At 67.8% G+C, this 23848-nt stretch carries 15 protein-coding genes and 2 pseudogenes; 7 read left to right on the top strand and 10 right to left on the bottom strand.

Going from position 1 to position 23848, the window contains the following annotated elements; all coding sequences use genetic code 11:
* The first annotated feature begins 36 nt into the window (after positions 1 to 36).
* On the top strand, positions 37 to 1563 hold the full coding sequence (gene hflX, locus ACFWGD_RS00765; protein WP_377776613.1) for a GTPase HflX: 1527 nt from the start codon (positions 37 to 39) through the stop codon (positions 1561 to 1563).
* A 79-nt stretch (positions 1564 to 1642) separates the two neighbouring features.
* Positions 1643 to 2935 carry a uracil-xanthine permease family protein gene (locus ACFWGD_RS00760; RefSeq protein WP_377776994.1) on the top strand — a complete coding sequence of 431 codons (1293 nt, stop codon included), beginning with the start codon at positions 1643 to 1645 and terminating at the stop codon, positions 2933 to 2935.
* 123 nt (positions 2936 to 3058) lie between these two features.
* Here the strand turns inward: ACFWGD_RS00760 and ACFWGD_RS00755 are convergent, their stop codons facing one another.
* From ACFWGD_RS00755 to ACFWGD_RS00740, 4 genes are read right to left on the bottom strand one after another with little or no spacing between them, the layout of a single operon-like run.
* The gene (locus ACFWGD_RS00755; protein ID WP_377776612.1) at positions 3059 to 3331 is read right to left on the bottom strand and encodes an HPr family phosphocarrier protein; all 273 of its coding nucleotides are present in this window, start codon (positions 3329 to 3331) and stop codon (positions 3059 to 3061) included.
* 40 nt (positions 3332 to 3371) lie between these two features.
* A complete protein-coding gene (locus ACFWGD_RS00750) occupies positions 3372 to 5492 on the bottom strand; it encodes a fructose-specific PTS transporter subunit EIIC (RefSeq protein ID WP_377776611.1) in 2121 nt (706 codons plus the stop codon).
* Between the two features lie 28 nt (positions 5493 to 5520).
* Positions 5521 to 6486 (bottom strand): 1-phosphofructokinase family hexose kinase, encoded by a 966-nt coding sequence (locus ACFWGD_RS00745; RefSeq protein WP_377776610.1) that lies wholly within the window; start codon positions 6484 to 6486, stop codon positions 5521 to 5523.
* The gene (locus ACFWGD_RS00740) at positions 6483 to 7262 is read right to left on the bottom strand and encodes a DeoR/GlpR family DNA-binding transcription regulator (RefSeq protein ID WP_377776609.1); all 780 of its coding nucleotides are present in this window, start codon (positions 7260 to 7262) and stop codon (positions 6483 to 6485) included. The genes ACFWGD_RS00745 and ACFWGD_RS00740 overlap by 4 nt, the downstream gene beginning before the upstream one ends.
* Before the next feature lie 289 nt (positions 7263 to 7551).
* Here ACFWGD_RS00740 and ACFWGD_RS00735 point away from each other — a divergent pair, with 289 nt between their 5' ends.
* The gene (locus tag ACFWGD_RS00735) at positions 7552 to 9234 is read left to right on the top strand and encodes a phosphoenolpyruvate--protein phosphotransferase (protein ID WP_377776608.1); all 1683 of its coding nucleotides are present in this window, start codon (positions 7552 to 7554) and stop codon (positions 9232 to 9234) included.
* A 427-nt stretch (positions 9235 to 9661) separates the two neighbouring features.
* On the opposite strand, the gene lexA is transcribed toward ACFWGD_RS00735, so the two are convergent.
* Positions 9662 to 10372, bottom strand: a complete 711-nt coding sequence (gene lexA / locus ACFWGD_RS00730) for a transcriptional repressor LexA (RefSeq protein WP_377776607.1) — start codon at positions 10370 to 10372, stop codon at positions 9662 to 9664.
* Positions 10373 to 11094: 722 nt separating this feature from the next.
* On the opposite strand from lexA, the gene ACFWGD_RS00725 reads away from it, so the two are divergent.
* On the top strand, positions 11095 to 11238 hold the full coding sequence (locus tag ACFWGD_RS00725) for a hypothetical protein (protein WP_377776606.1): 144 nt from the start codon (positions 11095 to 11097) through the stop codon (positions 11236 to 11238).
* 34 nt (positions 11239 to 11272) lie between these two features.
* Positions 11273 to 11722 (top strand): transcriptional regulator NrdR, encoded by a 450-nt coding sequence (gene nrdR, locus ACFWGD_RS00720; protein WP_377776993.1) that lies wholly within the window; start codon positions 11273 to 11275, stop codon positions 11720 to 11722.
* A 27-nt stretch (positions 11723 to 11749) separates the two neighbouring features.
* Here nrdR and hrpA read toward each other — a convergent pair whose 3' ends face one another.
* Positions 11750 to 15820, bottom strand: a complete 4071-nt coding sequence (gene hrpA / locus ACFWGD_RS00715) for an ATP-dependent RNA helicase HrpA (protein WP_377776605.1) — start codon at positions 15818 to 15820, stop codon at positions 11750 to 11752.
* Between the two features lie 62 nt (positions 15821 to 15882).
* Between hrpA and ACFWGD_RS00710 the strand changes: the two are divergent.
* Together ACFWGD_RS00710 and ACFWGD_RS00705 are read left to right on the top strand one after the other, a co-directional pair.
* Positions 15883 to 16122 (top strand): annotated as a pseudogene (locus tag ACFWGD_RS00710) (hypothetical protein); the annotation flags it as partial.
* A gap of 138 nt (positions 16123 to 16260) precedes the next feature.
* Positions 16261 to 17352, top strand: a pseudogene (locus ACFWGD_RS00705) (Na+/H+ antiporter NhaC family protein); the annotation flags it as partial.
* A gap of 265 nt (positions 17353 to 17617) precedes the next feature.
* On the opposite strand, the gene ACFWGD_RS00700 reads toward ACFWGD_RS00705, so the two are convergent.
* The 4 genes from ACFWGD_RS00700 to ACFWGD_RS00685 all read right to left on the bottom strand — a co-directional run bounded on the left by ACFWGD_RS00700 (position 17618) and on the right by ACFWGD_RS00685 (position 23774).
* A complete protein-coding gene (locus ACFWGD_RS00700; protein ID WP_377776604.1) occupies positions 17618 to 20896 on the bottom strand; it encodes a Z1 domain-containing protein in 3279 nt (1092 codons plus the stop codon).
* Between the two features lie 7 nt (positions 20897 to 20903).
* The gene (locus tag ACFWGD_RS00695; protein ID WP_377776603.1) at positions 20904 to 21767 is read right to left on the bottom strand and encodes a PD-(D/E)XK motif protein; all 864 of its coding nucleotides are present in this window, start codon (positions 21765 to 21767) and stop codon (positions 20904 to 20906) included.
* 61 nt (positions 21768 to 21828) lie between these two features.
* Positions 21829 to 23529, bottom strand: coding sequence for an ATP-binding protein (locus tag ACFWGD_RS00690; protein WP_377776602.1), 1701 nt, complete (start codon positions 23527 to 23529; stop codon positions 21829 to 21831).
* The gene (locus ACFWGD_RS00685) at positions 23526 to 23774 is read right to left on the bottom strand and encodes a hypothetical protein (RefSeq protein ID WP_377776601.1); all 249 of its coding nucleotides are present in this window, start codon (positions 23772 to 23774) and stop codon (positions 23526 to 23528) included. Before ACFWGD_RS00685 ends, ACFWGD_RS00690 begins: the two co-directional genes overlap by 4 nt.
* Positions 23775 to 23848 lie beyond the last annotated feature (74 nt).

The raw sequence follows: 23848 nt of genomic DNA, 5'->3' as shown, positions 1-23848 counted from the left end.
GGGCTTTTCCGGTGGTCGTGAGACAATGGCCGGAACATGACTGAAACCCCCATGAACGACAGTTACCCCGACCAGGGGCCCAACGAGACCAACGGCGACCAGCGCTTCGCCGAGTCCGGCGGGGACGCGCCCGAGACCCGGGCCGCCCAGCCCACCGTCGGCGACCTGGACCTGGAGGCGCGCTCATCGCTGCGCCGGCTGACCCGCGCGGCGACGCACACCACCGACGCCGAGGACATCACCGAGGTCGAGTACCGCCAGCTGCGGCTCGAGCGCGTCATCCTGCTCGGCGTATGGACGCAGGGCACGCTGGCCGAAGCCGAGGCCGCCATGGGCGAACTCGCGGCGTTGGCCGAAACCGCCGGCTCCGAGGTCCTCGAATCCGTGCTGCAGCGCCGCGACAAGCCCGACCCGGGCACCTACATCGGCTCGGGCAAGGTCGCGGAGCTGAGGGACATCGTCAAGGCCACCGGCGCCGACACGGTCGTCGCAGACGGCGAGCTCTCGCCCGGCCAGCTGGTCGCGCTGGAAGACAAGCTCGACGCGAAGGTCATCGACCGCACCATGCTCATCCTGGACATCTTCGCCCAGCACGCGAAGTCCAAGGAGGGCAAGGCGCAGGTGTCGCTGGCCCAGATGCAGTACCTGATCACCCGCCTGCGCGGCTGGGGCCACTCCATGTCGCGACAGGCCGGCGGCCGCGCCGGCTCCAACGGCGGCGTCGGCCTGCGCGGGCCCGGCGAAACGAAGATCGAGACCGACCGCCGGCGGCTGCGCCAGGACATGGCGCGCATCCGCAAGGAACTCGAGGGCATGAAGACCTCCCGCGAGGTCAAGCGCGCCCGCCGCAAGGCCGGGCACCTGCCGCGCATCGCCATCGCCGGCTACACCAACGCCGGCAAGTCCTCGCTGCTCAATGCGCTGACGGGCGCCGGCGTGCTGGTGGAGGACGCGCTGTTCGCCACCCTGGACCCCACGACCCGCCGCGCCGAGCTGCGCGACGGCCGCACGGTGATCGTCACCGACACCGTCGGCTTCGTCCGCCACCTGCCCACGCAGCTGGTCGAGGCGTTCCGCTCGACGCTGGAGGAGATCCTCGAGGCCGACCTGATCCTCCACGTCGTCGACGGTTCCGATCCGTTCCCGCTCGAGCAGATCCGCACGGTCAACACCGTCATCGGCGACATCGCCGCCGAACAGAAGGCCGACGTGCCGCCGGAGCTGCTGGTGGTCAACAAGATCGACCTCGCCGAGCCCGCGACCATCGCCGAGCTGCGCCACGTCCTCGACGACGTCGTGTTCACTTCCGCCGCCACCGGCGAAGGCCTGTCCGAGCTGGAGACCCGCGTGGAGCTTGCGCTCAACGCCATGGACGCCCACGTCTCGGTGCTCGTGCCCTTCGACCGCGGCGACGTGGTCTCGCGCCTGCACGAGCAGGCGACGGTCCTCGACGAGCAGTACGGCGCCGACGGCACCGTGCTCGACGTCCGCCTGCCGCGGTCGATGGCCCGGGAGCTCGAGGAGTTCATCGTCGATCCCGACCTGCCGGAGCCGGGCGCGTAACATCACGCGCGTGACCAACGAGAAACACCCCACCGACACAGTTCACCCGGATCATCCCGATCACCCCGACCACCCGGCCGTGCGCGGCCGGCTGTTCGGCTGGGATCTCCACGGCAACGGCCGCACCATCGCGCCGGGTGCGGTGGTGGCGCCGGAGGAGCGGCTGGACTGGCCGCGCACCATCGGCATCGGCATGCAGCACGTCATCGCCATGTTCGGCGCGACGCTGCTGGTGCCGCTGCTCACCGGGTTCCCCGTCAACACGACCCTGCTGTTCTCGGGCCTGGGCACGATCCTGTTCCTGCTCATCACCCGCAACCGCCTGCCCAGCTACCTCGGTTCGTCCTTCGCGTTCATCGCGCCGCTGACGGCCACGCAGGCGCAGGGCATCGGCGCCCAGGCCGGCGTGGTGGTCACCGCCGGCGCGATGCTGATCCTCATCGGCGTCATCGTGAAGAAGGCCGGCCGCCAGGCGCTCGACGCCGTCATGCCGCCGGCGGTCACCGGCGCGATCGTCGCGCTCATCGGCTTCAACCTGGCCCCGGTCGCGGCGACGAACTTCTCGGCCCAGCCCCTGGTGGCCGCCGTGACCATGCTGACCATCTTGGTGGCCACCGTCGCCGGCCGCGGGATGATCGCCCGCCTGGGCGTGCTCATCGGCGTCGTCGTCGGGTGGGCCTTCGCCACGGCCACGGGCAACCTGTCGCCGGACGCCACCGCGGCGGTGCGCGAGGCCGCGTGGTTCGGCCTGCCGGACTTCCACGCCCCGGAGTTCCACCTCAACGCCATGCTCATCGGCCTGCCGGTGGTCGTGGTGCTCATCGCCGAAAACGTCGGCCACGTCAAGGCCGTCTCCGCCATGACGGGCCGCAACCTCGACGACCTCGCCGGCGACGCGCTCATCGCCGATGGCCTGGCCACGACGCTGGCCGGCTCGGCGGGCGGTTCGGGCACGACCACGTACGCGGAGAACATCGGCGTCATGGCCGCCACCCGCGTCTACTCCACGGCCGCCTACTGGGTGGCGGCGCTGACGGCCATCGCGCTGGCGTTCATCCCGAAGTTCGGCGCGCTGATCCTCACCATCCCCGAGGGCGTCCTCGGCGGCGCGACGCTGGTGCTCTACGGCCTGATCGGCATGCTGGGCATCCGCATTTGGCTGGACAACGCCGTCGACTTCAACAACCCGGTCAACCTCGTCGCCTCGGCCACGGCGATGGTGGCGGGCATCGGCAATCTCACGCTGTCCATCGGTTCGCTGGAGCTGGAGGGCATCGCGTGGGGTTCGGTGGGCATCATCGTCGGCTACCCGATCCTCAAGTGGCTCTACCGCCGCGTCGGCGAGGGCCAGTTCGCGGGCACGAGGCGGTAGACCACACGAACGCGCCTGCTTGACGACGACGCGGCCCCGACCGGATTTCACCATCCCGGTCGGGGCCGCGTCGTGCATGGGACGCCGGGGACGCCGGCGTCGCAAAGCAGGAAAAGCGGGGGCCTACTCCTCGTCGAGGTTGCTCTCGATGAGGGCGGCGATCTTCTCCACGGCACCGGCATCGTCGGAGGTGACCGTGACCTGATCGCCGTGCTCGGCGCCCAGGGACATGATCATCAGCGAGCTGGCGGCGTCGGCGGGCTCGTCATCGTCGTCGGACTCGACGAGCTCGATGAGGATCTCCTCGTCGTACTCCGCCGCCGCATCGGCGATGAGGGTGGCGGGGCGGGCGTGCAGGCCGACGGTCGAGCCGACGGTCACGGTCTTGGAGGCCATGTGTGGTGGTCCTTTCGGTGGAAGGTATCGGTTGTCGATTTTACGCGGAAGCCGGCTGCGCGGGCGGAGCTTCGGCTGCGTCGGCCGGGGAACCGGCCGGGGCGCCGGAATCGGCGGCCGCACCGGCGACCTTGCGGGGCCACAGCTGCTTGAGCGCGCTGACCAGCACCGCGCCGACGATGGCGCCGGCGATGATGGCGGCGAACCAGGCCAGGACGTTGTCGATGGCGAAGAAGACGAACACGCCGCCGTGCGGGGCGCGCGACGCGGCGCCGAAGGCCATGGACAGCGCGCCGGTGACGGCGCCGCCGGCCATGATCGACGGGATGACGCGCAGCGGGTCGGCGGCGGCGAAGGGGATGGCGCCCTCGGAGATGAACGATGCACCGAGCAGCCAACCGGCCTTGCCGTTTTCGCGCTCGGCCCGCGTGTACAGCGCCGGGCGCACGGCCGACGACAGCGCCATGGCCAGCGGCGGCACCATGCCCGCGCCCATGACCGCTGCCATGACCTGCATGGAGGCGGTGTCGCCGGTGGACAGCCCGGCGGTGGCGAAGAGGTAGGCGGCCTTGTTGATCGGCCCGCCCATGTCGGCGCACATCATGAGGCCGACGATGACGCCCAGCAGGATCGCGGAGCTGCCGGACATGCCGCCTAGCCAGTCGGCCAGCGCGTTCATCAGCGAGGTCAGCGGGCGGCCGAGGAACAGGAACATGAGCAGGCCGACGCCCACGGAGGCGACCAGCGGCACGATGACCACCGGCATGAGAGACGCCAGCCAGCGCGGCACGCGCAGCGTGGTCAGCCACAGGGCGATGAGGCCGGCGACGATGCCCGTGACCAGGCCGCCGAGGAAGCCGGCGCCGATGGCAACGGAGATCGCGCCGCCGATGAAGCCCGGCGCGATGCCGGGGCGGCCGGCCAGCCCGAAGGCGATGAACGCCGACAGGATGGCCACGATGACGCTCATGCCGAAGTTGCCCGTGGCGAACAGGATCGCGCCCAGGTACAGCAGCAGCCCGGAGCGCTCGACTTCGGTGACGGTGCCGTCGGCCATGGGGATCTGGTTGCCGGGCAGGTTCCACAGGGTGTAGTCCTGCGAGACGCGGTCGGCGACGCCGGCGACTTCGTAGCCGCCGAATAGGAAGCCCAGCGCGAGCAGCAGGCCGCCGGCGGCGACGAACGGCACCATGTAGCTCACGCCCGTCATCACCGCCTGCTGGATGCGCTTGCCCCAGCCGAGGGAGGAAGCGGTGGTGCTTGACGACGACTCCGCGTCGCCGCCGCCCGCCGTCCCCGCCACGCGCGCGGCGTTCGGGTCGCCGGCGGCGGCGATGGCCTCGTCGATCATGGCGGCGGGTTCGTTGATGGCGCGCTTGACGCCGGATTCGATGACCGGCTTGCCGGCGAAGCGGTCGCGGTCCTTGACACCGACGTCGGTGGCGAAGATGACGGCGTCGGCGGCGGCGATGGTCTCGGCGGGCAGGGCCTGGACGGCCGACGAGCCTTGGGTTTCCACCGCGAGGTCGACGTCGTCGCGCTCGGCGGCGATCTGGGCCAGGGAGTCGGCGGCCATGTACGTGTGCGCGATGCCGGTGGGGCAGGCGGTCACCGCGACGATGCGGGTCGCCCGCGTCGAAGCCGCCACGGGCACGGGCGCGGAGCGCTCGGATGCGGAGGTCGGCTCCGAGGCCGTCTTTTGGGCGGTCCCGGCGATGCGGGCGTTGACCACGTCGACGATCTCGTCGGGCGTGGCCGCACCGCGCAGCGCGGCGCGGAAGTCCTTCTTCACCAGCCCGCGCGCGAGCTTGGACAGGATCTTCAGGTGCGCCTTGCCGCCGCCGGCGGGCGCGGCGATGAGGAAGACCAGATCCGCCGGGCCGTCGGGCCCGGAGAAATCGACCGGGCGAGTCAGGCGCGCGAACGCCAGCGTCGGTTCGGTCACCGACTCCGACCGGCAGTGGGGAATGGCGACGCCACCGGGCACGCCGGTGCCCGACTTCGCCTCGCGGGCCAGAGCGTCGTCGGCAAGCTCGTCCGCGTCGGCGGCGCGGCCCGCGCCCGCGACCAATGCGGCCAGATGCCGGATGACGGCCTCCGGGGTGCCGCCCGGCGCGACGTCGAGTTCGACGAGCTCCGGCAGGATGACCTGGGATGACATTGGGGACTCCTCGTGCAGTGGGGGAGAGTCAGAGTTCCCGGACGGCCACAGCGCCCGGGTTCGTCTGGTCGGGGCGGGGGATGGTGGTGCCGGGCAGGGACGTGGCGGCCGACCCGTAGGCCACGGCGCGGGCCAGCGCGCCTGCGGGGTCGATGCCGTCTTCGCGGGCGAGCAGATACCCGGCCAGCGAGCTGTCCCCGGCGCCGACGGTCGACAGCGGAACGATGGGGGGAGGGGTCGCGGCGAACGCCGGGCCGTCGGCAAGCACGAGCACCGCACCCGCGGCACCGAGCGTGACCAGGACCTCCCCGACACCGGACGCATTGAGGGTGCGGGCGGCGGCGACGACCGCGGCGAGGTCGCCGTCGGAGGCGCGGCGCTCCAGGTCATCGCCGTCGAGGCCGGCGAGCTGGCCCAGTTCCAGGCCGTTGGGCTTCATGACCTCCGGCGCGGCGGCCGGGAACGCCTCGCCCAGCGCCAGCAGCGGTGCATCGGAGGTGTCCACCGCAATGCCGGCATCCGGGTTGGCCTCGCGGACGCGGCGCACGCAGGTGGCCCAGAAATCGACCGGCGCGCCCGGGGGCAGCGACCCGGCCAGCACCACCCACGTCGCCTGCGGCGCATGGTGGGCCAGGCGCTCGAGGACGCGATCGGCGTCGACGCCGGACAACAGCGCGCCCGGGGTGTTGAGCTTCGTCGTCGTGCCATCGTCCTCGACGATGGTCAGGTTGACGCGGGCCTCGTCGGGCAAGTCGATGGGCTCGTGCGGGATGTCCGTCTCGGCGAGCAGGCGGGAAAAGCGGCCGTTGCTCGCCGCCGGGTACAGCGCCAGCGTGTCGTGGCCGGCGTGGGCGACGGCGGCGGAGACGTTGACGCCCTTGCCGCCGGGCACGTCCGACTGCATGGCCAGCCGGAACACGCCACCGCGTTCGAGGCGGCCCTTGACGGTGGTCGTCCGGTCGATCGAGGGATTCGCGGTGAGCGTGAGGATCATCGGGCGACGATCACCTTCACGTCATGGTCCTGCAGCTCGTCGATGAAGGCCTGCGGGGCCGACGGGTCGGTGATGACCACGTCGATGTCGTCGAGCGCGGCGAAGCTGACCAGGAAGTCGCGGCCCAGCTTCGTCGAGTCGCACATGACCACGACCTTGCGGGCATTGGTGATCATCGCCCTCTTGACCGCCGCCTCCTGCGGGTCGGCCGTGGACAGGCCGTGGTCGATGGTCAGGGCGTTGGAGCCGATGAACGCGACGTCGGCGCGCATCAGCGCCAGGGAGCGCAGCGCCGCATCGCCGACGACGGCCTGCGTGATGGCGCGGACCTGGCCGCCGAGCAGCTGCAGCTCGATGTAGGGCGCGCCGGCCAGCGTCAGGGCGCTGGGCAGGGAATTGGTGACCACCGACCAGTGGCGCTCTTCGGGGAACGCCGCCATCAGCTCGGCCAGCGCCTCGGTGGTGGTGCCGGCGTCGAGGAAGACGCCGCCGCCGGAGGACGGCAGGAAATCGACCGCGGCGCGGGCGATGGAGCGCTTGGCGTCCTTCTGCGCCTTCTTGCGCGCGTCGACGCTGACCTCGACGGTCTGGAACGACTTCGCCGCGACGGCGCCGCCGTGAACGCGGTGGACCGCACCCTCCGCGTCGAGCTGGGCGAGGTCGCGGCGGATGGTCTCGGCGGTGACGTCGAAATGGTGCGCCAGATCCGAGACCGTGACCCTGCCCTCGACGGCCGTCAATGAAGCGATTTTGCGTCGGCGTTCTTCTGCGTACACGGTCGTCTCCTGCGTTTGGGCCGAATCAAGCCCAATCGGGTGTCGATTGCCCGATTCTGCGATCCGGGGTGGGGCGGTATTTACGTGTGGTGGCCTGGACGTAACCGATTCCGGCTGGCGCCGCGACCACACACTCGGCTCCCTCCAATCATGCCCGAATATGTTGGAAAGTCAAGCGAGAATTGGGTTTCAATGTGGGAAATGTGGAGTAAGATTTTGCGCAAGGAGTTTCCGTTCGGGCCTCGCCCGCAGCGGGTGAATCGATCCATTCCGTAGTCCAGGAGAGCCCATGCCGTCGTCCACCACGTTGAAGGCCACCGCCGTCGTCCCGGGAGTGGGGTATGCGCCCGCCGTGTGGGTGCGGCCGCGTCCCGCGCTGCCGCCGGAGGGCGAGCCGCATGCCGGCGACGCCGAGGCCGAGATCGAGCGCTTCCGGGCGGCGGCCGCGGCGGTGTCCGAGCGGTTGGCCGCCCGCGCCGGCCGTGCCGAGGGCAACGCGGCCGAGGTGCTCCTGGCCACCTCGAAGCTGACGCTGGACCGCGGGTGGCACCGGGCCGCGGTGAAGTCGATCAAGGCCGGGGTGGGCGCGGAGTCGTCGACGATGGCGGCGATCGAGAAGTTCGTGGAGATGTTCAAGGCCGCCGGCGGGATCATGGCCGAGCGCACCACGGACCTGGAGGACATCCGCGATCGCGTCATCGCGGAATTGCGCGGCGAGGACGAGCCGGGATTGCCGGCCGTGATCGAGCCGTCGGTCTTGCTTGCCGACGACCTGTCGCCCGCCGACACCGCCACCTTGGACCCGGAGTTGTTCGTGGCGATGGTGACCACGCTGGGCGGGCCCACGTCGCACACGGCGATCATCGCCCGGCAGCTGGGCGTGCCGTGCGCGGTGGCGGCGGGCGCGGGCTTGCGCGTCATCGAGCAGGGGACCCTGACGCTGGTGGATGGCGCCAAGGGGGAGATCACCGCCGACCCCGACCCGGCGGTCGCGCAGGCGGCGGTGGACGAGGCCGCGCGGATGGCCGACAAGATCGCGGCGTGGTCGGGTCCGGGGCGCACCGCCGACGGGGAACACGTGCAGCTGCTGGCCAACGTCGGCGACGGCAATGCCGCGCGCATCGCCGCGGACGGCGCGGCCGAGGGCATCGGCCTGTTCCGCACCGAGCTCTGCTTCCTGTCGGCGGCCACGGAACCGACGGTGGAGAATCAGGCGGACATCTACGCCACGGTGCTCAAGGCGTTCCCGGAGTCGAAGATCGTCGTGCGCACGCTCGATGCGGGCTCCGACAAGCCGATCGCCTTCGCCAATCTCGGCGACGAGGACAATCCGGCGCTGGGCGTGCGCGGCCTGCGCATTTCGCGGTCGAACTCGGGGCTCATGGAACGCCAGCTCGACGCCATCGCACTGGCCGGCACGAAGGCGGGCCGCGGAGCGGAGGCCCCGACGTGGGTGATGGCGCCGATGGTGGCGACCCTGGAAGAGGCCGAGTGGTTCGCCGGGCTCTGCCGCGAACGCGGCCTGACGCCGGGTGCGATGATCGAGATTCCCGCCGCGGCCCTGATGAGCCACGATCTGATGAAGGTTCTCGACTTCGTCTCCATCGGCACCAACGACCTGACCCAGTACGCGATGGCCGCCGACCGCCTGTCGCCGCACCTGGCGTACCTCACGGATCCGTGGCAGCCGGCGGTGCTGCGGTTGATCGACATGACGTGCCGGTCCGGCAAGCTCACCGGCACCCCGGTCGGCGTGTGCGGCGAAGCCGCGGCCGATCCGCTGCTGGCCTGCGTGCTCGTGGGCCTCGGGGTGAACTCGCTGTCGGCGGCCGCGACGGCGCTGCCGGGCGTGGGGGCCCAGCTCGCCGAGGTCACCGCCGCCCAGTGTGCCGACGCCGCTCGTGCGGCGTTGGATGCGCCGAACGCCGATGCCGCTCGCGCCGCGGTGCGCTCCGTCTTCGGCCTGGAGTAGCCGCGCGCTCCGTTTTCGGCCTGGGGTAGCGGTCCACGTCGCGGCTCACCGTGGCCGTCGAGGCTCGTCACGGACGTCCCGCGCCGCCGCGTGGGGCCGTGAATGCATGGATGGTCGCTGAATTCAGTTGGAATCGACCCATCAATTCAATCTCAGGGTTTTCGCGCCCTTTCCGAGGGGCACGCGGACTCTGAGCTTGAAGAAATAGGGGGTCAAGAATTCAATCTCCTGCAGGTTGAGGCCGGATTCACGGCCGCGAAAACTCTGAGATTGAATGGGGGCTTCCCCGGCTTGCTCCCCGCCAACCTGTGCGCGCGGTGGAAGCGGGGCCTGAGGCCTGGCTCGCGCACCACATGCTGGCTGGCGCACCGAATGCATGAGAAGGGGCCCGAGCACATGGTGCTCGGGCCCCTTCTCGGGTGGTGGATCAGAGACGGCGCAGGACGCTGACGACGCGGCCGAGGATGGTCACCCCACCGTCGACCGGAATCGGCTCGAAGGCGTCGTTGTGGGGGAGCAGCCACTTGCCCGAACGATCCTCGTGCCACTCCTTGACCGTGGCCTCGCTGTCCGAGTCGCCGTCGATCATCGCCGCGACGAAATCGCCGTTGTTGGCCGTCTGCTGCGACTTCACCACGACCCAGTCACCGTCGAAGATGCCGGCATCGACCATCGACTCGCCGACGACGCGGAGCATGTACAGCTCGCCCGGACCGGTGAGCTCTGCGGGAACCGCCATGTGCTCGTCGATGCTCTGCTCTGCCAGGATCGGGTTGCCGGCGGCGATCTGGCCGACGATGGGCACATACGTCGGGGCGGTGGCGCCTTCCGGCACGACCGGGACCGACGCCGACTTCGGCTTGGGGCCCGGCTTGCCGGCGTGGTTGTCGAGCTTCTGCTTCAGATCGCGGACGTCGACCGCACGCGGCTTGTGGGGATCGCGGCGCAGCGCGCCCTTCTTCTCCAGCTCCTTGAGCTGGTAGGCCACCGACGACGTGGAGTTCAGCCCGACCGCGTCACCGATCTCCCGGATGCTCGGCGGGTAGCCCCGCAGGGACACCGCGTCCTGGATGACCTCCAGGATGCGCCTCTGTCGGTCCGTCAACGTGTTCTTGTGCGGCTGCTTCTTATCGGCCATGTTTCCACTCCCACCGGGTTCGGTCGTGCTCGGTTGCGTAGTGCTCGGGTGACTAATGCTCGGGTGCACGGGGCTCGGGTGCCCCGGTGCTCGATGTCGTCGTGCTCAGGTCGATCGGCCATGCGCGCGATCGGACCTGCCTCGCTCGTGCCTGCCGTTCGAACACGACCCTACACCAAATCGTGCGGGGGTGGCACAACTGTTCGAAGTTTTTGCCCCCATGTCTGGACGGGATCCGGGGGCGGTGATATAAATCGAACACAGCAACGCAGTCGAACATTCGTGCAGTGACCGCGACCGGGATTTTCGAAACCGTTTCGTATGATGCTCGCGAGTAACCGGATGGAAGGAACCAACCGATGACCGCTTTTATCGAAGACTACCGCACCGCCACCCTGAACTGGCATGACGTGGACTCCACGGAGTCCGGGGATCAGGTTCCCTCGTGGCTCGAGAACGATGCTGCTGCGGTTCGCCCGGCTGCCCGAACCGCCGTGCGGCGTCGTCGCGCCGCCGCCGATGTTCGAACGGGTGCCGCGACGGATCGAACGCGGGTCCGTACGACCCGTCGTCCGTCGAACGGTCGCCCCGGCGGTGTTTCGGGCGCGTCGCGCCGTCCGAACACACGACGAACGGCCCTCACTTCTGCGCCCACCCACGGGGTTTCGAACATCGGGCACGTCCGCGACGGTCGTTCGGCCGTCCGCGGCCCGGTGCAGGGGGTGCGCCGCACGCGCACCTCGATGGCCGTCGTCGCCGGCGTCGGCGCCGTGTTCGGCCTCATGCTGCACTTCTCCGGGATGGGCGCGCCCGCCCCGGAGACGGCACCGGCCCCGACCTACGTCGGCGCCGCTCACCAGCAGTAGGGGCGTGGGGCGCGGGCACCGTATGCTCGACGACGTGCATTGCCAGTTCTGCCACCACGACCAAACCAAGGTCATCGACTCCCGTCTCATCGACGATGGAATGACCATCCGCCGCCGGCGCGAGTGTCTGGCGTGCGGCAAACGATTCACCACGCTAGAGCGGTCGCAGCTGATCGTCGTCAAGCGCGACGGAGTCGTCGAAGATTTCAGCCGCGACAAAGTGATCCGCGGCGTGCGGCGGGCATGCCAGGGGCGCGAGGTCCCCGAAGCAGCGCTGAAACTGCTCGCCCAGCAAGTGGAGGAAACCCTCCGGTCCAAGGGCACCCCGCGGGTGGACTCCAACGACATCGGGCTGGCCATCCTCGAACCGCTGCGAGACCTCGACGAAGTCGGCTACCTGCGCTTCGCGTCGGTGTACAAGTCGTTCAGCTCGGCGCAGGACTTCGAAAACGAGATCCTGTCGCTTCGCCACGACCGCACGTAAGACGCGCAGTCCGGGCACGGTCACCGGCTACCGCAGCTTGTCGATGGCCTTCTTCACCCGCTGCGGCGACACCGTGCGCGCCGTGCCCAGGCGCTGCGCGAACAAGCTCACCCGCAACTCCTGGATCATCCAACCGATGTCCCGGACGGCCGCGGACTTCTTCCGCGCCTCCGGCAGCTTCGCCAGGCGCGCGGCCAGGTGCTCGTTGACCTCGGCGACCTCATCCTCGAGCTCTGCATCGCGGTCGGGATCGGTGGCCATGTCCGCCAAGCGCACCTCCATCGCCTCCAGATAGCGGGGGAGATGGCGCAGGTTCGCCCACCCGTGCCGGGCGACCGCGCCCTTGGGCAGCATGAACTCCAGCTGCGCGCGCATGTCGTCGATGGCCGGGCCGTCCCACTCGTTCAGCTGCGACACCACGCGGTGATACGCCGGCAGCGCCTTGGCCATGCCGACCACGAGCTGGCGCACCTGGCCGGGGACCTGCGGCTTCACGGCGTCGCGGAGCTTTGCGTACTCCTCCGGATCGCGCACGGGACCGCCGGCTCCCATCATCAGATCGCGCACGACGGTGACGCGGCAATCCTCCACGAGCCCCTCGGCACCACCATGCGGCCACGCATCGACGGCCACGCGCTGCTGCAGCGGCAGGCCCTTGACCATCGACTTGGCCTGCACGGTGCAATCGCGCAGCAACATGGTCAGCGTCGCCGTGACCAGCGACGCCTTGGCCTGCGCTTCCGTGGGCACGACCTTGACGGCCACGCCGTCCTTCGTGGCCACCAGCGTGGGATACGCGGTGACCTTCTGGCCGTCGACGGTGTTTTCCACGGTCTCCGGCACGGCGCCGAGATTGTCGGCCGTCCACTCCTTCACCGCGGCATGCTCCGACGACCCGGCGGCCTTCGACACCGCCGTGGTCACCTGGCCGGCGCGCCGGTGCTGCAGGGCCTTCAGATCCCTGTCTTGGTCGGTGATCTTCCCCCGGCGGTCGACGGTGGCGAAGTTGAACCGCAGGTGCGGCGGCAACTTGGACACGTCGAAGTCGCCGGCGTTGATCCCGGACCCGCCGAGCTGGCGCAGGGCGTCGGCCAGCGACTCGCGCAGCGGCCGGGCATACGGCGTCATGGACGCCAGCGCCCTGGATGCGAAGTCGGGGGCGGGGACGACGGACCGTCGCGAAGCCTTCGGCAGCGTGCGGATCAGCGACTCCACCAGCTCCTGGCGCAGGCCGGGGACGAGCCAGTCGAAGCCCTCGTCGCGCAGTCCGGCCAGCAGGGGAACGGGGACGTGGAGGGTCACGCCATCGTCGTCGGAGCCGGGCTCGAAGCGGTAGGACAGGCGGAAATCGAGGGTGCCCTGCTGCCACAGATCGGGGAACGCGGCGGCGTCGACGTCATGCGAATCGGGGTTGACCAGCGCATGCGGGTCGAAGTCGAGCAGCTCCGGCTCGGACTTTGACGTCTTCTTCCACCACCGGTCGAAATTGGCGCCGGTCGTCGCGGTCTCGGGGATCTTGGCGTCGTAGAAGGCGTAGAGCGTGTCGTCGTCGACGACGATGCCGCGGCGGCGCGCCTTGTCCTCGATCTGGGCGGCTTCCTCCAGCTTCGCCCGGTTGTCGGCGAAGAACTTGTGGTGGGTGGTCCACTCGCCGTCGACGAGCGCGTGGCGGATGAACATCTCGCGCGCCGCCGTCGGGTCGACGCGGTGGTACGGCACGGCACGGTCGACAACCACGGGCACGCCGTAGAGCGTCGACTTCTGGTACGCCATCGCCGCGCCGCGCTTGGTGGACCAATGCGGCTCCGAGTACTGGTGCTTGAGCAGGTGGGAGGCCAGTTTCTCCACCCACGCCGGCTCGATGCGCGCGGCGTCGCGGGCGAAGGTGCGCGAGGTCTCCACGATCTCCGCCGCCATCACCCAGCGCGGCGGCTTCTTCGACAGCGCCGACGCCGGGTGCACCAGGAACTTGGTGTTGCGCGTGCCGGTGAACTCCTTGCCCTCGCCCTCGCGCACGCCGATCTGCGACAGCAGGCCGGCCAGCAGCGACTGGTGGATGGCGTCCGGCGACGGCTCGTTGCCCTCCACGGACCAGTTCCACCCCAGATCCGCGACGACCTGGTTGAGCTGCCGGATCAGGTCCTGCCACTCGCGCACCCGCATGTAGTGCAGGAACTCGCGCTGGCACATCTTGCGGAACTGGTTGCCCGACAGCTCCCGCCGCTTGTCCTGCAGGTGCTCCCACAGCTTGAGGTAGGACAGGAAGTCGCTGGTCGCGTCCTTGAACCGCGCATGCGCCTGGTCGGCCTGCGCCTGCTTTTCCAGCGGCCGCTCGCGCACGTCCTGCAGGCTCAGCGCCGCCACGACGACGGTGACGGGCTTGAGCGCACCGTTGACGTGCGCCTCCACCAGCATCCGCGCCAGCCGCGGGTCGACGGGGATGCGCGCCAGCTCGCGGCCGGTGGGGGTCAGGGAAAGTTCGCTTGACGACGTCCCGGCGTCGCCCTCCGCAGCGGCCAGGGCACCGAGTTCGTCGAGCAGCTGCACGCCGTCGCGGATGGCCTTGTGGTCGGGGGCGTCGACGAAGGGGAAGGCGGCGACGTCGCCAAGCCCCAGATTGGCCATCTGCAGGATGACCGAAGCCAGGTTCGTGCGCTGGATCTCCGGATCGGTGAACTCCGGCCGGGACAGGAAGTCATCTTCGGAATACAGGCGGATGGCGATGCCGTCGGCGACGCGGCCGCAGCGGCCCGAACGCTGGTTGGCGCTGGCCTGGCTCACCGGCTCGACCGGCAGGCGCTGGACCTTCGTGCGCGTGGAGTAGCGCGAAATGCGGGCGGTGCCGGTGTCCACCACGTAATGGATGCCCGGCACCGTCAGCGACGTTTCGGCGATGTTGGTTGCCAGGACGATGCGTCGAGAAGCATGCGGCCCGAAGACCCGGTGCTGCTCCGCATTGGACAGGCGACCGAAGAGGGGGAGGACCTCGACGCCGCGCCACTTCTGGCCGTCGATGGCCTCGGCGGCCTCGCGGATCTCGCGCTCGCCGGAGAAGAAGACCAGGATGTCGCCGTCGCCCTCCCGCATGAGCTCGCGGCAGGCGTCGACGACACCGTCGATCTGGTCGATGTCGGTGACCCGCGTTTCGGTCTGGCCGTTCTTGCGGGTGACGGTCTCCTCGACGGTCAACGGGCGGTAGCGGACCTCGACCGGGTAGGTGCGGCCGGAAACCTCGATGATCGGCGCGGGCGTGCCGTCGGCGCCCGCGAAATGCTCCGCGAAACGCTCCGGGTCGATCGTCGCCGAGGTGATGATCACCTTCAGGTCCGGGCGCTTGGGCAGCAGACGCTTGAGGTAGCCGAGCAGGAAGTCGATGTTGAGGCTGCGCTCGTGGGCCTCGTCGATGATGATCGTGTCGTAGTCGAGCAGCAGCCGGTCGCGCTGGATCTCCGCGAGCAGGATGCCGTCGGTCATGAGCTTGACGCAGGTGTCGCGGCCGACGCGGTCGTCGAAGCGGATGGCATAGCCGACGTGGCCGCCGATCTTCTCGCCCAGCTCGTCGGCGATGCGCTCGGCGACGGTGCGCGCGGCCAGGCGGCGCGGCTGCGTGTGGCCGATCTTGCCCAGCACGCCGCGGCCCAGGTCGAGCAGGATCTTCGGGATCTGCGTGGTCTTGCCCGAGCCGGTCTCGCCGGCGATGACGGTGACCTGGTTGTTCGCGATGGCCTCTGCGATGTCGTCCCGGCGCGCCGACACCGGCAGCGCGGCCGGGTAGGTGATCTGCGGGATCGACTCGCGGCGCTCTTCGACGCGCAGGCGGGCCAGCTCGATGTCCTCCGCGATGGCGTGGATGGCATTCGGCGCCGAGGCGCGCTTGAGGCGGCGGCGGAAGCTGCGGGCCTCGGCGAAGGTCACGCCGTCCAGGCGGGCGTAGATGGGCCGCTTGTCCACGTGCGGGTGATCGCCGCGGTGGTTGTCGCGGTGGTCCCCGCGGGGCGTGGCGTTGTCGCGCTGATTGTCGCGGGCGCCGGGGGAGCGGCGACCGCGCCGCCGGCCACCGCGATTGCCGCGGTCCGGGTTCTGTTTCTGCTGAGACATGGTTGCCGCCAAGGGTAGCCGCTGGCGGCGTTAGCAATCTCACTGGCACGCGGGGGCGACCGATGCGTGCACGGCGGCGAGGGTCGCTTAAGGTTTTTCTCATGAACTCCGTGTTGATCGCCGTGTTGGTGATGCTCGTCCTCGCGATATCGCGCGTCCATGTCGTCCTGGCGCTGTTCATCGGCGCGCTCGTCGGCGGTCTCCTCGGCGGCCTCGGCTTCGATGGGACGCTGGTGGCGTTCCAGGAGGGCCTGTCCGGCGGTGCCCGCATCGCGCTGAGCTATGCGCTGCTCGGCGCCTTCGCCATGGCGGTCGCCCAGTCCGGCTTGCCGCAGCTGCTGGCCAACAAGATCATCGGTGCGGTCACCGGCAAGGATCCGGAGGACAACGCCAAGGCCGTGGGCGTGGTCAAGTGGTCGCTGCTCGGCGGTTTCACGCTGATGGCGATCCTGTCGCAGAACCTCATCCCGGTGCACATCGCGTTCATCCCGCTCATCGTCCCGCCGCTGCTGGTCGTGATGAACAAGCTGAACATCGACCGCCGCGCCGCCGCATGCGCCCTGACGTTCGGCCTGGTGACCACCTACATGTTCATCCCGCTGGGCTTCGGCTCGATCTTCTTGAACGACATCCTGCTCGGCAACATCGAGCTCGCCGGCATGGACACCGCCGGCATCAACATCCTGCAGGCCATGGGCATCCCGGCCGCGGGCATGTTCGCCGGCCTGCTCGTCGCGCTGTTCTTCACCTACCGCAAGCCGCGCAAGTACGCCGACAAGGCACTGGCCGACGCGGGTGCCGTTCCCACCGCCCCGGCCGGTTCCGCCGACCCGGATGCCGCGGGCGATTCCGCGGCCGTGGGCACGATGACGCGCGCTGCGGCGAAGCCGATCGAGAAGCGCAAGATCATCATCGCGCTGGTCGCCATCTTCGTCACCTTCGCCATCCAGGTGTGGATGCAGTCGACCGATTTCGAGGCCGACTCCCTGCTCATCGGCGCCCTCGGCGGCCTGGCGGTGTTCATGATCACCGGCGGCGTCAACTGGCGCCAGGCCGATGACGTCTTCACCGCCGGCATGAAAATGATGGCCCTCATCGGCTTCATCATGATCTCCGCGCAGGGCTTCGCCGCCGTCATGACGGAGACCGGCGACGTCGAGCCGCTCGTCGAGGCTTCCGCGGACATGTTCTCCGGCTCGCAGGCCGCCGCCGCGTTCGCCATGCTGATGGTCGGCCTCATCGTCACCATGGGCATCGGGTCGTCGTTCTCGACGCTGCCGATCATCACCGCCATCTACGTCCCGCTGTGCACGGCAATGGGCTTCTCGCCGCTGGCCACCGTCGCCATCATCGGCACCGCCGGTGCACTTGGCGACGCCGGTTCGCCCGCCTCCGACTCCACCCTCGGCCCGACGTCCGGCCTCAACGCCGACGGCCAGCACGATCACATCCGCGACTCCGTGATCCCGACCTTCCTCCACTTCAACCTGCCGCTGCTCGCCGCGGGCTGGATTGCCGCGATGGTCCTCTAGGGAACTGCTTGCGGCTTGGCCGGTGTGGCTTTGCGACGACCCGTCGTCGCGCCACACCGGCCATTTTTGCGTGCACCGGGAGGGGAGAAAACAGCTAACCCACCTCGAATGCGCTAATCCACCCGTTACAGCAGGTCATTAAAGCGATTCGAGGTGGGTTAACCGGTGAGGGGCGATGGCCGGGCGGTTCCCCTCCCGCAGGAGCCGTTCGAGCCCGACCGGGGCACCACAATTCGTGCGTGGTGTTATCCCGGCTCAGGCGGAGTCACGAGATTGCCGACGCTTCGGCGTCGTCCACCTCATCCTTGCCGACGGTCGCCTTGTCCTTCTTCGTGGGCACGTGGACGCCCCACACGATGGCATCGTGGCCATGTGCATCGATGGGCGCATGGGGGGAGTTGAATGAGATCTGCATTCCGACTTCACCCTTGAGATAGTCGGGTTCGACCCAGGTTTTGGCGTCGTCCATTGCCTTGAGAAACTCCTTGGGACGATCGTCGAAGAGGGTGATCAACACTGCGCCACGGGTCCGCCGGTCGAACGTGCCGAGGTCGAAGGGTTCGGCGGAGGGATCCACGGGGAACGCGGTGGGATGGGTGTTGAAGGTGCCGAGCTGATCCTCGGTCAGCATGTCCAGATCGACTCGTCGCGGATACGTGCACGGCAATCCGGCAGCGATGCTCTCCAGCGCATAGCTCTGCTTGCGGTCGGAACCAGTGATGTCATTGCGGCCCTTTCCGGTTCGACGCGAGCGGCGGACCACGGGCACGTCGATGTCGACGCCGGGCAGACGAATCGTCCGCTGCTTGCCCTGCTCGTCGGTCTTCTTCGGCTTGGCCATGATGACCGCTGCTTCGGTGAACCGGGAATCCCCGCCAAGACCCTCGGGATCCATGCCCATCAAGTCGGACAGATACCGAAGGCGCGGGAAGACGACCTGCTTGTAGTAGATGTCCCGGGCGTCGGCGTCGTCTCCACGCCAGCGAATCGCGGTCAGGAGATCGATGATCTTGGCCGCACCCAATACGGTCGTGTACGAGGGGGTGTAGCCGGCCGATACCGTCGTCCCCTCGCCCTTCTTGCTGCTTTCGTATCGCACATAGGCGAGGTCGCGCGTTGTGGCGGTCATACCCGACAACAACGGGATGGCGACTTCCTCGATGTTCCACCTTTTGTGCTCGTAGGCATCCTGCAGTGGCACCTGGTTGAGTTCGGCGATGTTCGGCGCCGAAGCGATGAGCTTGATGTAGGCATTGAACATCTTGTTCTTGCTCGTCGGATTCAGGTGGGGCAGCGACTGGCGGACCAGAGGCGCGAGCTGAATCGGGGTGATCTTCGCCTTCCCGTCTTCCTCCAATTCCGCGTACTTCTTCAGCATGTTGCGGAAGTGGTTCTCATCGCCCATCGCGGCCTCGAACATGTCCACCAAGGTCGGCGGGGCGTACAGGCGCACGAGGTCCTGGTATCCCTTGCGGAAGCCGAACCAGCGGCCCGTCTGCATCAAGGTGTCGGCGCTGCCGGCCTTGCGTCGGAAGTAGCTCACCGTCAGTCCTTCGACGGTGTAGCCGCGCGACAGCTTCGTGCCGCCGACCAAGACCTTCCACACCGGCGACCGCTCGAAGTCGACTTCATCGCCACCGATGGAGTTCACCTGGAGGATCGGGGGTTCCGCCGAATCTCCCATCATCGCCTGGGCTGCGGCGGTGATGTAGTTGTCAAAGGGGTTGGGCTTGAGCGCATCGAACGTCGGGGGCACGGGTGCGCCCTCCGAGTACTTGTCCACGTCCATGACGGGTTTGACCTGATCGTCGAAAAGCTTTTTCAGCTCCGCGTTTCGCCCGCCTTCCGCGTAGTTCGAGCGATTCCACAGTCCCTTGAGCAGGGTCCACGCCTCTTCATGGGTCCTGGTGTCCACGGCCTCGTGAACGAGCATGGTGTGGTGCTCGAAGTGCAGATTCGAATTGGCCTCGCGGTACTTCTTGATGGCACCGGTGAGCACGAACATGTCCAGCGCTTCCTGGAGCTCGTCCTTGCGCACTGACTCGAATCCGAAATCGAACTCGTCGGAGTTCTTCTTGGGCGACTCCGCAATATCCCGGATGAACGCCATGCTCCGCGACGTTTCGACCGTGGGAGTGGGGTCGTCCTCGAACTGCTGGTGGCGATCGTGGAACCATGCAGCACCGCGGTATCCCGGAGGTTCCGTCAGCATGAGGGCGAAGTCGCGCGGGTACAGATCTTCCGGGTCCTCCGGGTCGACGAAGACGTTGGCGAAGGGCGTCGCCGTGTATCCGACGTATTGGGAGCGGGGGAAGTGCTTGAGCAGGCGCGTGATCTCGCGATTGACGGCAGTGCGCTCAACCTCCTCCTTCGACTTCTTCTTGCTCTGGTTGACGGTGTTGATCGACGCCTGGTCGGACTCGTCGTCGATGATCAGCACGGGCAGATCGCGGACGATCGCCGGATCGAGGCGCGCGAGCTCGGAATTGAGCTTCTTCAGCACGTTGGAGTTCTTCTTCACCACTGCCGCGTGACAGCTGGCATTGAGCAGGTTATCCGGGTGGTTCAAAGGCTTCCCGGGGCTGCGCAGGGGAATGTCGATCAGCGACACTCCCGCGGATCCCTTGAAGTCGGAAACGGACGTCGTGATTCGGCGGACCCTGGGGTAGCCCGTCGCGCCGACGGCCCCACCATGCCGGACGAAACCGCGGCGTTCGGTGTCCCAATCGATGTCCCAGTCGCTGTCGTCCGCGAAGTATGACTCAGCCTTGTAGTCGTACGCCGTCAGATTCTCTTCTGATCGGCCATCGAGGATCGCGTCCCGTCCGAACAGCTCCATGTCCAGCCTGCGCTGGGTCTGATTGCGGAGGATGTCCAGGGTGCCGGCGAGGACGATGACGAACCGGTAGCCGGCGTCGATGGCTTTGGCCATGACGGCGGTGAAGTTCGCTGTCTTGCCGCTCTGGACGTGGCCGACGACCAGGCCCCGCTTGCCGCCGGCCATCGGCCCGAGTGGATCGTCGAGGCGGCGGATGACCTCCGTCGCCTGCCGGCTCACCGCGGAGATCGAATCGGCATTCCAGCCCTTTCCCTTGAGTACTTCCTCGTACATGGGCCAGTAGTTCGAATTCGCGGTGCGGCGATCGCCCTTGTACCAGTCGACGAAATCGGTGTCGATCACCGTCGGCTGGTCCTTGACGGGGATGCGGGCATTGATGCTGTCGGCGATATCCGCAAGCCCGAGCTGTTCGAGCACCCACTGGCGGCGCGCTACCGACTCGGGCTGAGTGTCCGTTTTCGGCTTGATGGCGTCTCCGTCGACGTCATCCGCCGTCAAGATGAAGTTGATCAGAGGCGAAATGTCCGCGTCATTGCCGTTGTCGACATACCGCTTGATGTCGTCGAGCGTGAAGTCCTGGTCAGAGCTGTGCTCGAGATCCTCGAGGAGGGTCTTGGTGATGCGGATGCGCCGGGTGTTCAGCACGTAGTCGATTTCTTCCCGGATGGCCGAGAAGCTATCGGTGGTCAGTTCATCGGTGGTCATGGTCGGTTCAATTCTCTTCTGTCGTGGCGATGAGGGAACGGACTTCGTCGTCTGACAACGTCGGGATGCCGTCGGTGTTGATCACGTACTGGACCGAATCGATGCGTTCATGCATCGATGCGTAACTCTCGGTGGTGATCCGGGGGAAGCTGTCATTGACCGCGTAGAACTCGATCGGGTTCCGCAGGGTCCACCTGGTGGTGTAATTGCCTTCGTTCTCCGGCACGACGCCGGCGAGCTGGAGGCGGCTGCGGAGGATCTCCAGAAGCTCGGGATCGCCGATGGCATCGCGCAACGCCGCAATGGCTTCCGCCAGGGTGTGGCCGCCCTCGGAAGTCCGGGTCAGCTGGACGGAGCCGAAGATGAGGTTCTTGCCGTTCGTTTCCACCAGCTGCGTTGCCGACGAGATCGTGTGGCGCCGGCGCTCCTTCTCGGTCGCCTTCACTTCGATGTCGCACCTTGCGAAGGCGAAGTCGTGCTCTTCGTTGTGCGGGCCGAGCCACCCGCGGAGGGCACGGTCGAAGCTCACGACTCCACGATCGGTCAGTTCCTGGAGCACCAGAATCTCGCCGAGCAAGCCGATCTCGCTGGTAGTCGACCCCACGGAGCTGCCGAGCAGCAGAGACTTAAAGGCGCGGATCGATTGGTAGATCGCCGTCGTTGGTTCGACATGCTGACCCTGCACCTGCTCGGCGATGCTGCGCAGGAAGTAGTAGGCGGCTTCGACCGTCGCACTGTCGGCCTCGACGGACACGACCGTTTCGGTCTTGGTGCCCAAGACGTCGTAAATCCTCTGGTTGACGGATACGTGCCGCAGTCCGGTGTCGATCGCCGTGTCGATCGGGTGCTCGCGCATGACCAGATTGAGCACGCCGGCACTCGGGTACATCTCGAGGATGTAGCCGTCCGAGTTCTGGAGGCGGATGGTGTGGTTACTTCCCCTTCTCCAGGTGCCGACGATTACGGAAGCGGGATAGGAGTTCGTCCCATGGTGGGGTTTCGTCATTTCGATGGTGCCTGCCTCGCTTGCGCTTACTGGGTTGTCTGGTTGGGGTGATGGTGGGATTCGGAGCGGGTGCCGTTGTTGCCTCTGCCGCTGCCTCCGGCTCCGCAGCGTCAGCTTCGACGTAACGGGCGTCCCGGGCGTCGAGCTCGAGCTGGGCTGCCGTGGTCAACGTCGATTGCCACAGATCGAGGGTATCGGCGGTCCTGGATCCCACCCGCTCGCTATCGAACGCACTATTGAAAAGGTGGTACAAGAGTGCCTTCAGTAGCGGCGCATCGTTGAGGCGACCGCGATCCGGGCTGAACAGGGGGCGGTAGGTCGCGTTCAGGGTCAACGTCCGCCTGTTCAGGTCGAACGCAAAAAAATCGTCGTCGTCGACATTGCCCCAACGAATATTCATGGGGTCGCGGGCGACGTACTTGACTTCATTGCCAATTGCCTGCCGGAGCGCTTGGTCAAACCCGCGCCCGGGTTCCACCAATGGTTTCCTCTTTCCCGTCCGCCGGTTAGCGGCCTTCTGCGCCTCGATTCCCGCGGCGATGCAGGATTCCAGCGTTGTGGTCGGGGCGTTGGGGTCCCGCAATGAGTCGAGAAACCCATAGAACCGTTCCTTCGGGCGAACGGACTTCTTCTGCGCGCTGATGGTCAGGTATTCGTCGATGACGCGTGGGTCATCGATCTCGATGCGCAGGAGTTTCTGGGAACGGGATTGGCGGCGCGTGTCCGCCCAATCGCCGGCGGTGATCAACCGGTCGCGGTCATAGACGTAGAAGCCCTGGTGCCCGAAATCGTCGGCTTTTCCCAGCTCGTAATTCTTGGACTTCGACGTCGGCCAGATGTGCACGGTCAGGCCAGGGCCGTCCGGGTCTCCGTCGCGGGTCAGCGTCCTGGGGAACTCGGGGGCACCGGGCCGCTTGTATCCGAAGGGATTGAACGCGTCGGGGGACAGGGTCAGATTCGGAGTGTCGGAGCCCTTGGCATGGGTGAACGTGGCGATGGCGAGCTTTTCCGATTCCAGGAACCGGTGGTAACGCACTCCGAGGTGGACCCGGCTCTTCGCGGTCAGCTTGCTCAGGAAGTCCGCCGCGAGGTCGTCGTCCGGGCCTTTGTAGACGGCGGACAATGTGTTCCAGGTGATGCTGGTGCCGGTCGCGTCGCCGAGAAGTTCTTGACGCTCGTCGGCGAGGTCCTCCGCAGCCTCGTCGCTGAGCACCCCGACGCTGAAGCTGTTCTTGGTCATCACTCGCCCGGAGGTCTGCCCCGAGGCGTCGGTGCTGACCACGGTCGCGGAGACGGCATTGGACAGTGATGCTTCCTTGAAGCCGACGCCGTACCGGCCAATGGTTTCGCCTGACCGCGGCACGTGCGAACCCAGCCGCATCATTTCGGTGAGCTGGGAGGGCGACATGCCCGCGCCGTTGTCGTGGACGGCGATGCCAATGACGCGCCGGTTATCGGTGTGGAAGACGATGGCGATGCGGTCGGCGCCGGCGTCGATGCTGTTGTCGACCAGTTCGTCGAGCCCGGTGTGGATGTCGTGGTTGCTGCCCAGGGACTCGTGGATGTTCTCTTTGGGCGGCAGGTCGATGTAGTCGACGATGCCCTCTTCAGCGTTGTGCAGAGTCACTTGTCGCGCAGTCCTTCCACGATCCGGGAGCTGCCCACGGACCCGACGGTCACTTTTCCGCGGTGTTCGTGCGAGGAAGTGGGATTGCCCACCTTGCCAGGGCGCCGGGCGAGGTTCTTTCCGGCGGAAGAAGATTTGCGGGTGATTGGGGCCATGCCCACCGTCAACTCATCGAACGCGGTTCTGCGCTCCGAGTTGGTGGGGAACTGGCGGAGCGCAGACAACACATCACTGACCGTCGACATGACACCTATCATGCCCAAACACGCCGCGAGCGCTGTTCAATGGGTTGCCCAACCTTCGCCGCCGCGCCGGGTCA

Source organism: Corynebacterium sp. NPDC060344 (assembly GCF_042725215.1).
Taxonomy (GTDB): domain Bacteria; phylum Actinomycetota; class Actinomycetes; order Mycobacteriales; family Mycobacteriaceae; genus Corynebacterium.
Note: the sequence above shows the minus strand (reverse complement) of the source record. Positions and strands in the feature narration are given on the sequence as shown.

What these genes read in the sequence shown, in the direction of transcription:
- ACFWGD_RS00750 (WP_377776611.1), bottom strand. Translation starts at nt 5,492, where the DNA reads ATGTCATCCCAGGTCATCCTGCCGGAGCTCGTCGAACTCGACGTCGCG.
- ACFWGD_RS00700 (WP_377776604.1), bottom strand. Translation starts at nt 20,896, where the DNA reads ATGACCACCGATGAACTGACCACCGATAGCTTCTCGGCCATCCGGGAA.
- hflX (WP_377776613.1), top strand. Translation starts at nt 37, where the DNA reads ATGACTGAAACCCCCATGAACGACAGTTACCCCGACCAGGGGCCCAAC.
- ACFWGD_RS00685 (WP_377776601.1), bottom strand. Translation starts at nt 23,774, where the DNA reads ATGTCGACGGTCAGTGATGTGTTGTCTGCGCTCCGCCAGTTCCCCACC.
- ACFWGD_RS00745 (WP_377776610.1), bottom strand. Translation starts at nt 6,486, where the DNA reads ATGATCCTCACGCTCACCGCGAATCCCTCGATCGACCGGACGACCACC.
- ACFWGD_RS00755 (WP_377776612.1), bottom strand. Translation starts at nt 3,331, where the DNA reads ATGGCCTCCAAGACCGTGACCGTCGGCTCGACCGTCGGCCTGCACGCC.
- hrpA (WP_377776605.1), bottom strand. Translation starts at nt 15,820, where the DNA reads ATGTCTCAGCAGAAACAGAACCCGGACCGCGGCAATCGCGGTGGCCGG.
- lexA (WP_377776607.1), bottom strand. Translation starts at nt 10,372, where the DNA reads ATGGCCGATAAGAAGCAGCCGCACAAGAACACGTTGACGGACCGACAG.
- ACFWGD_RS00735 (WP_377776608.1), top strand. Translation starts at nt 7,552, where the DNA reads ATGCCGTCGTCCACCACGTTGAAGGCCACCGCCGTCGTCCCGGGAGTG.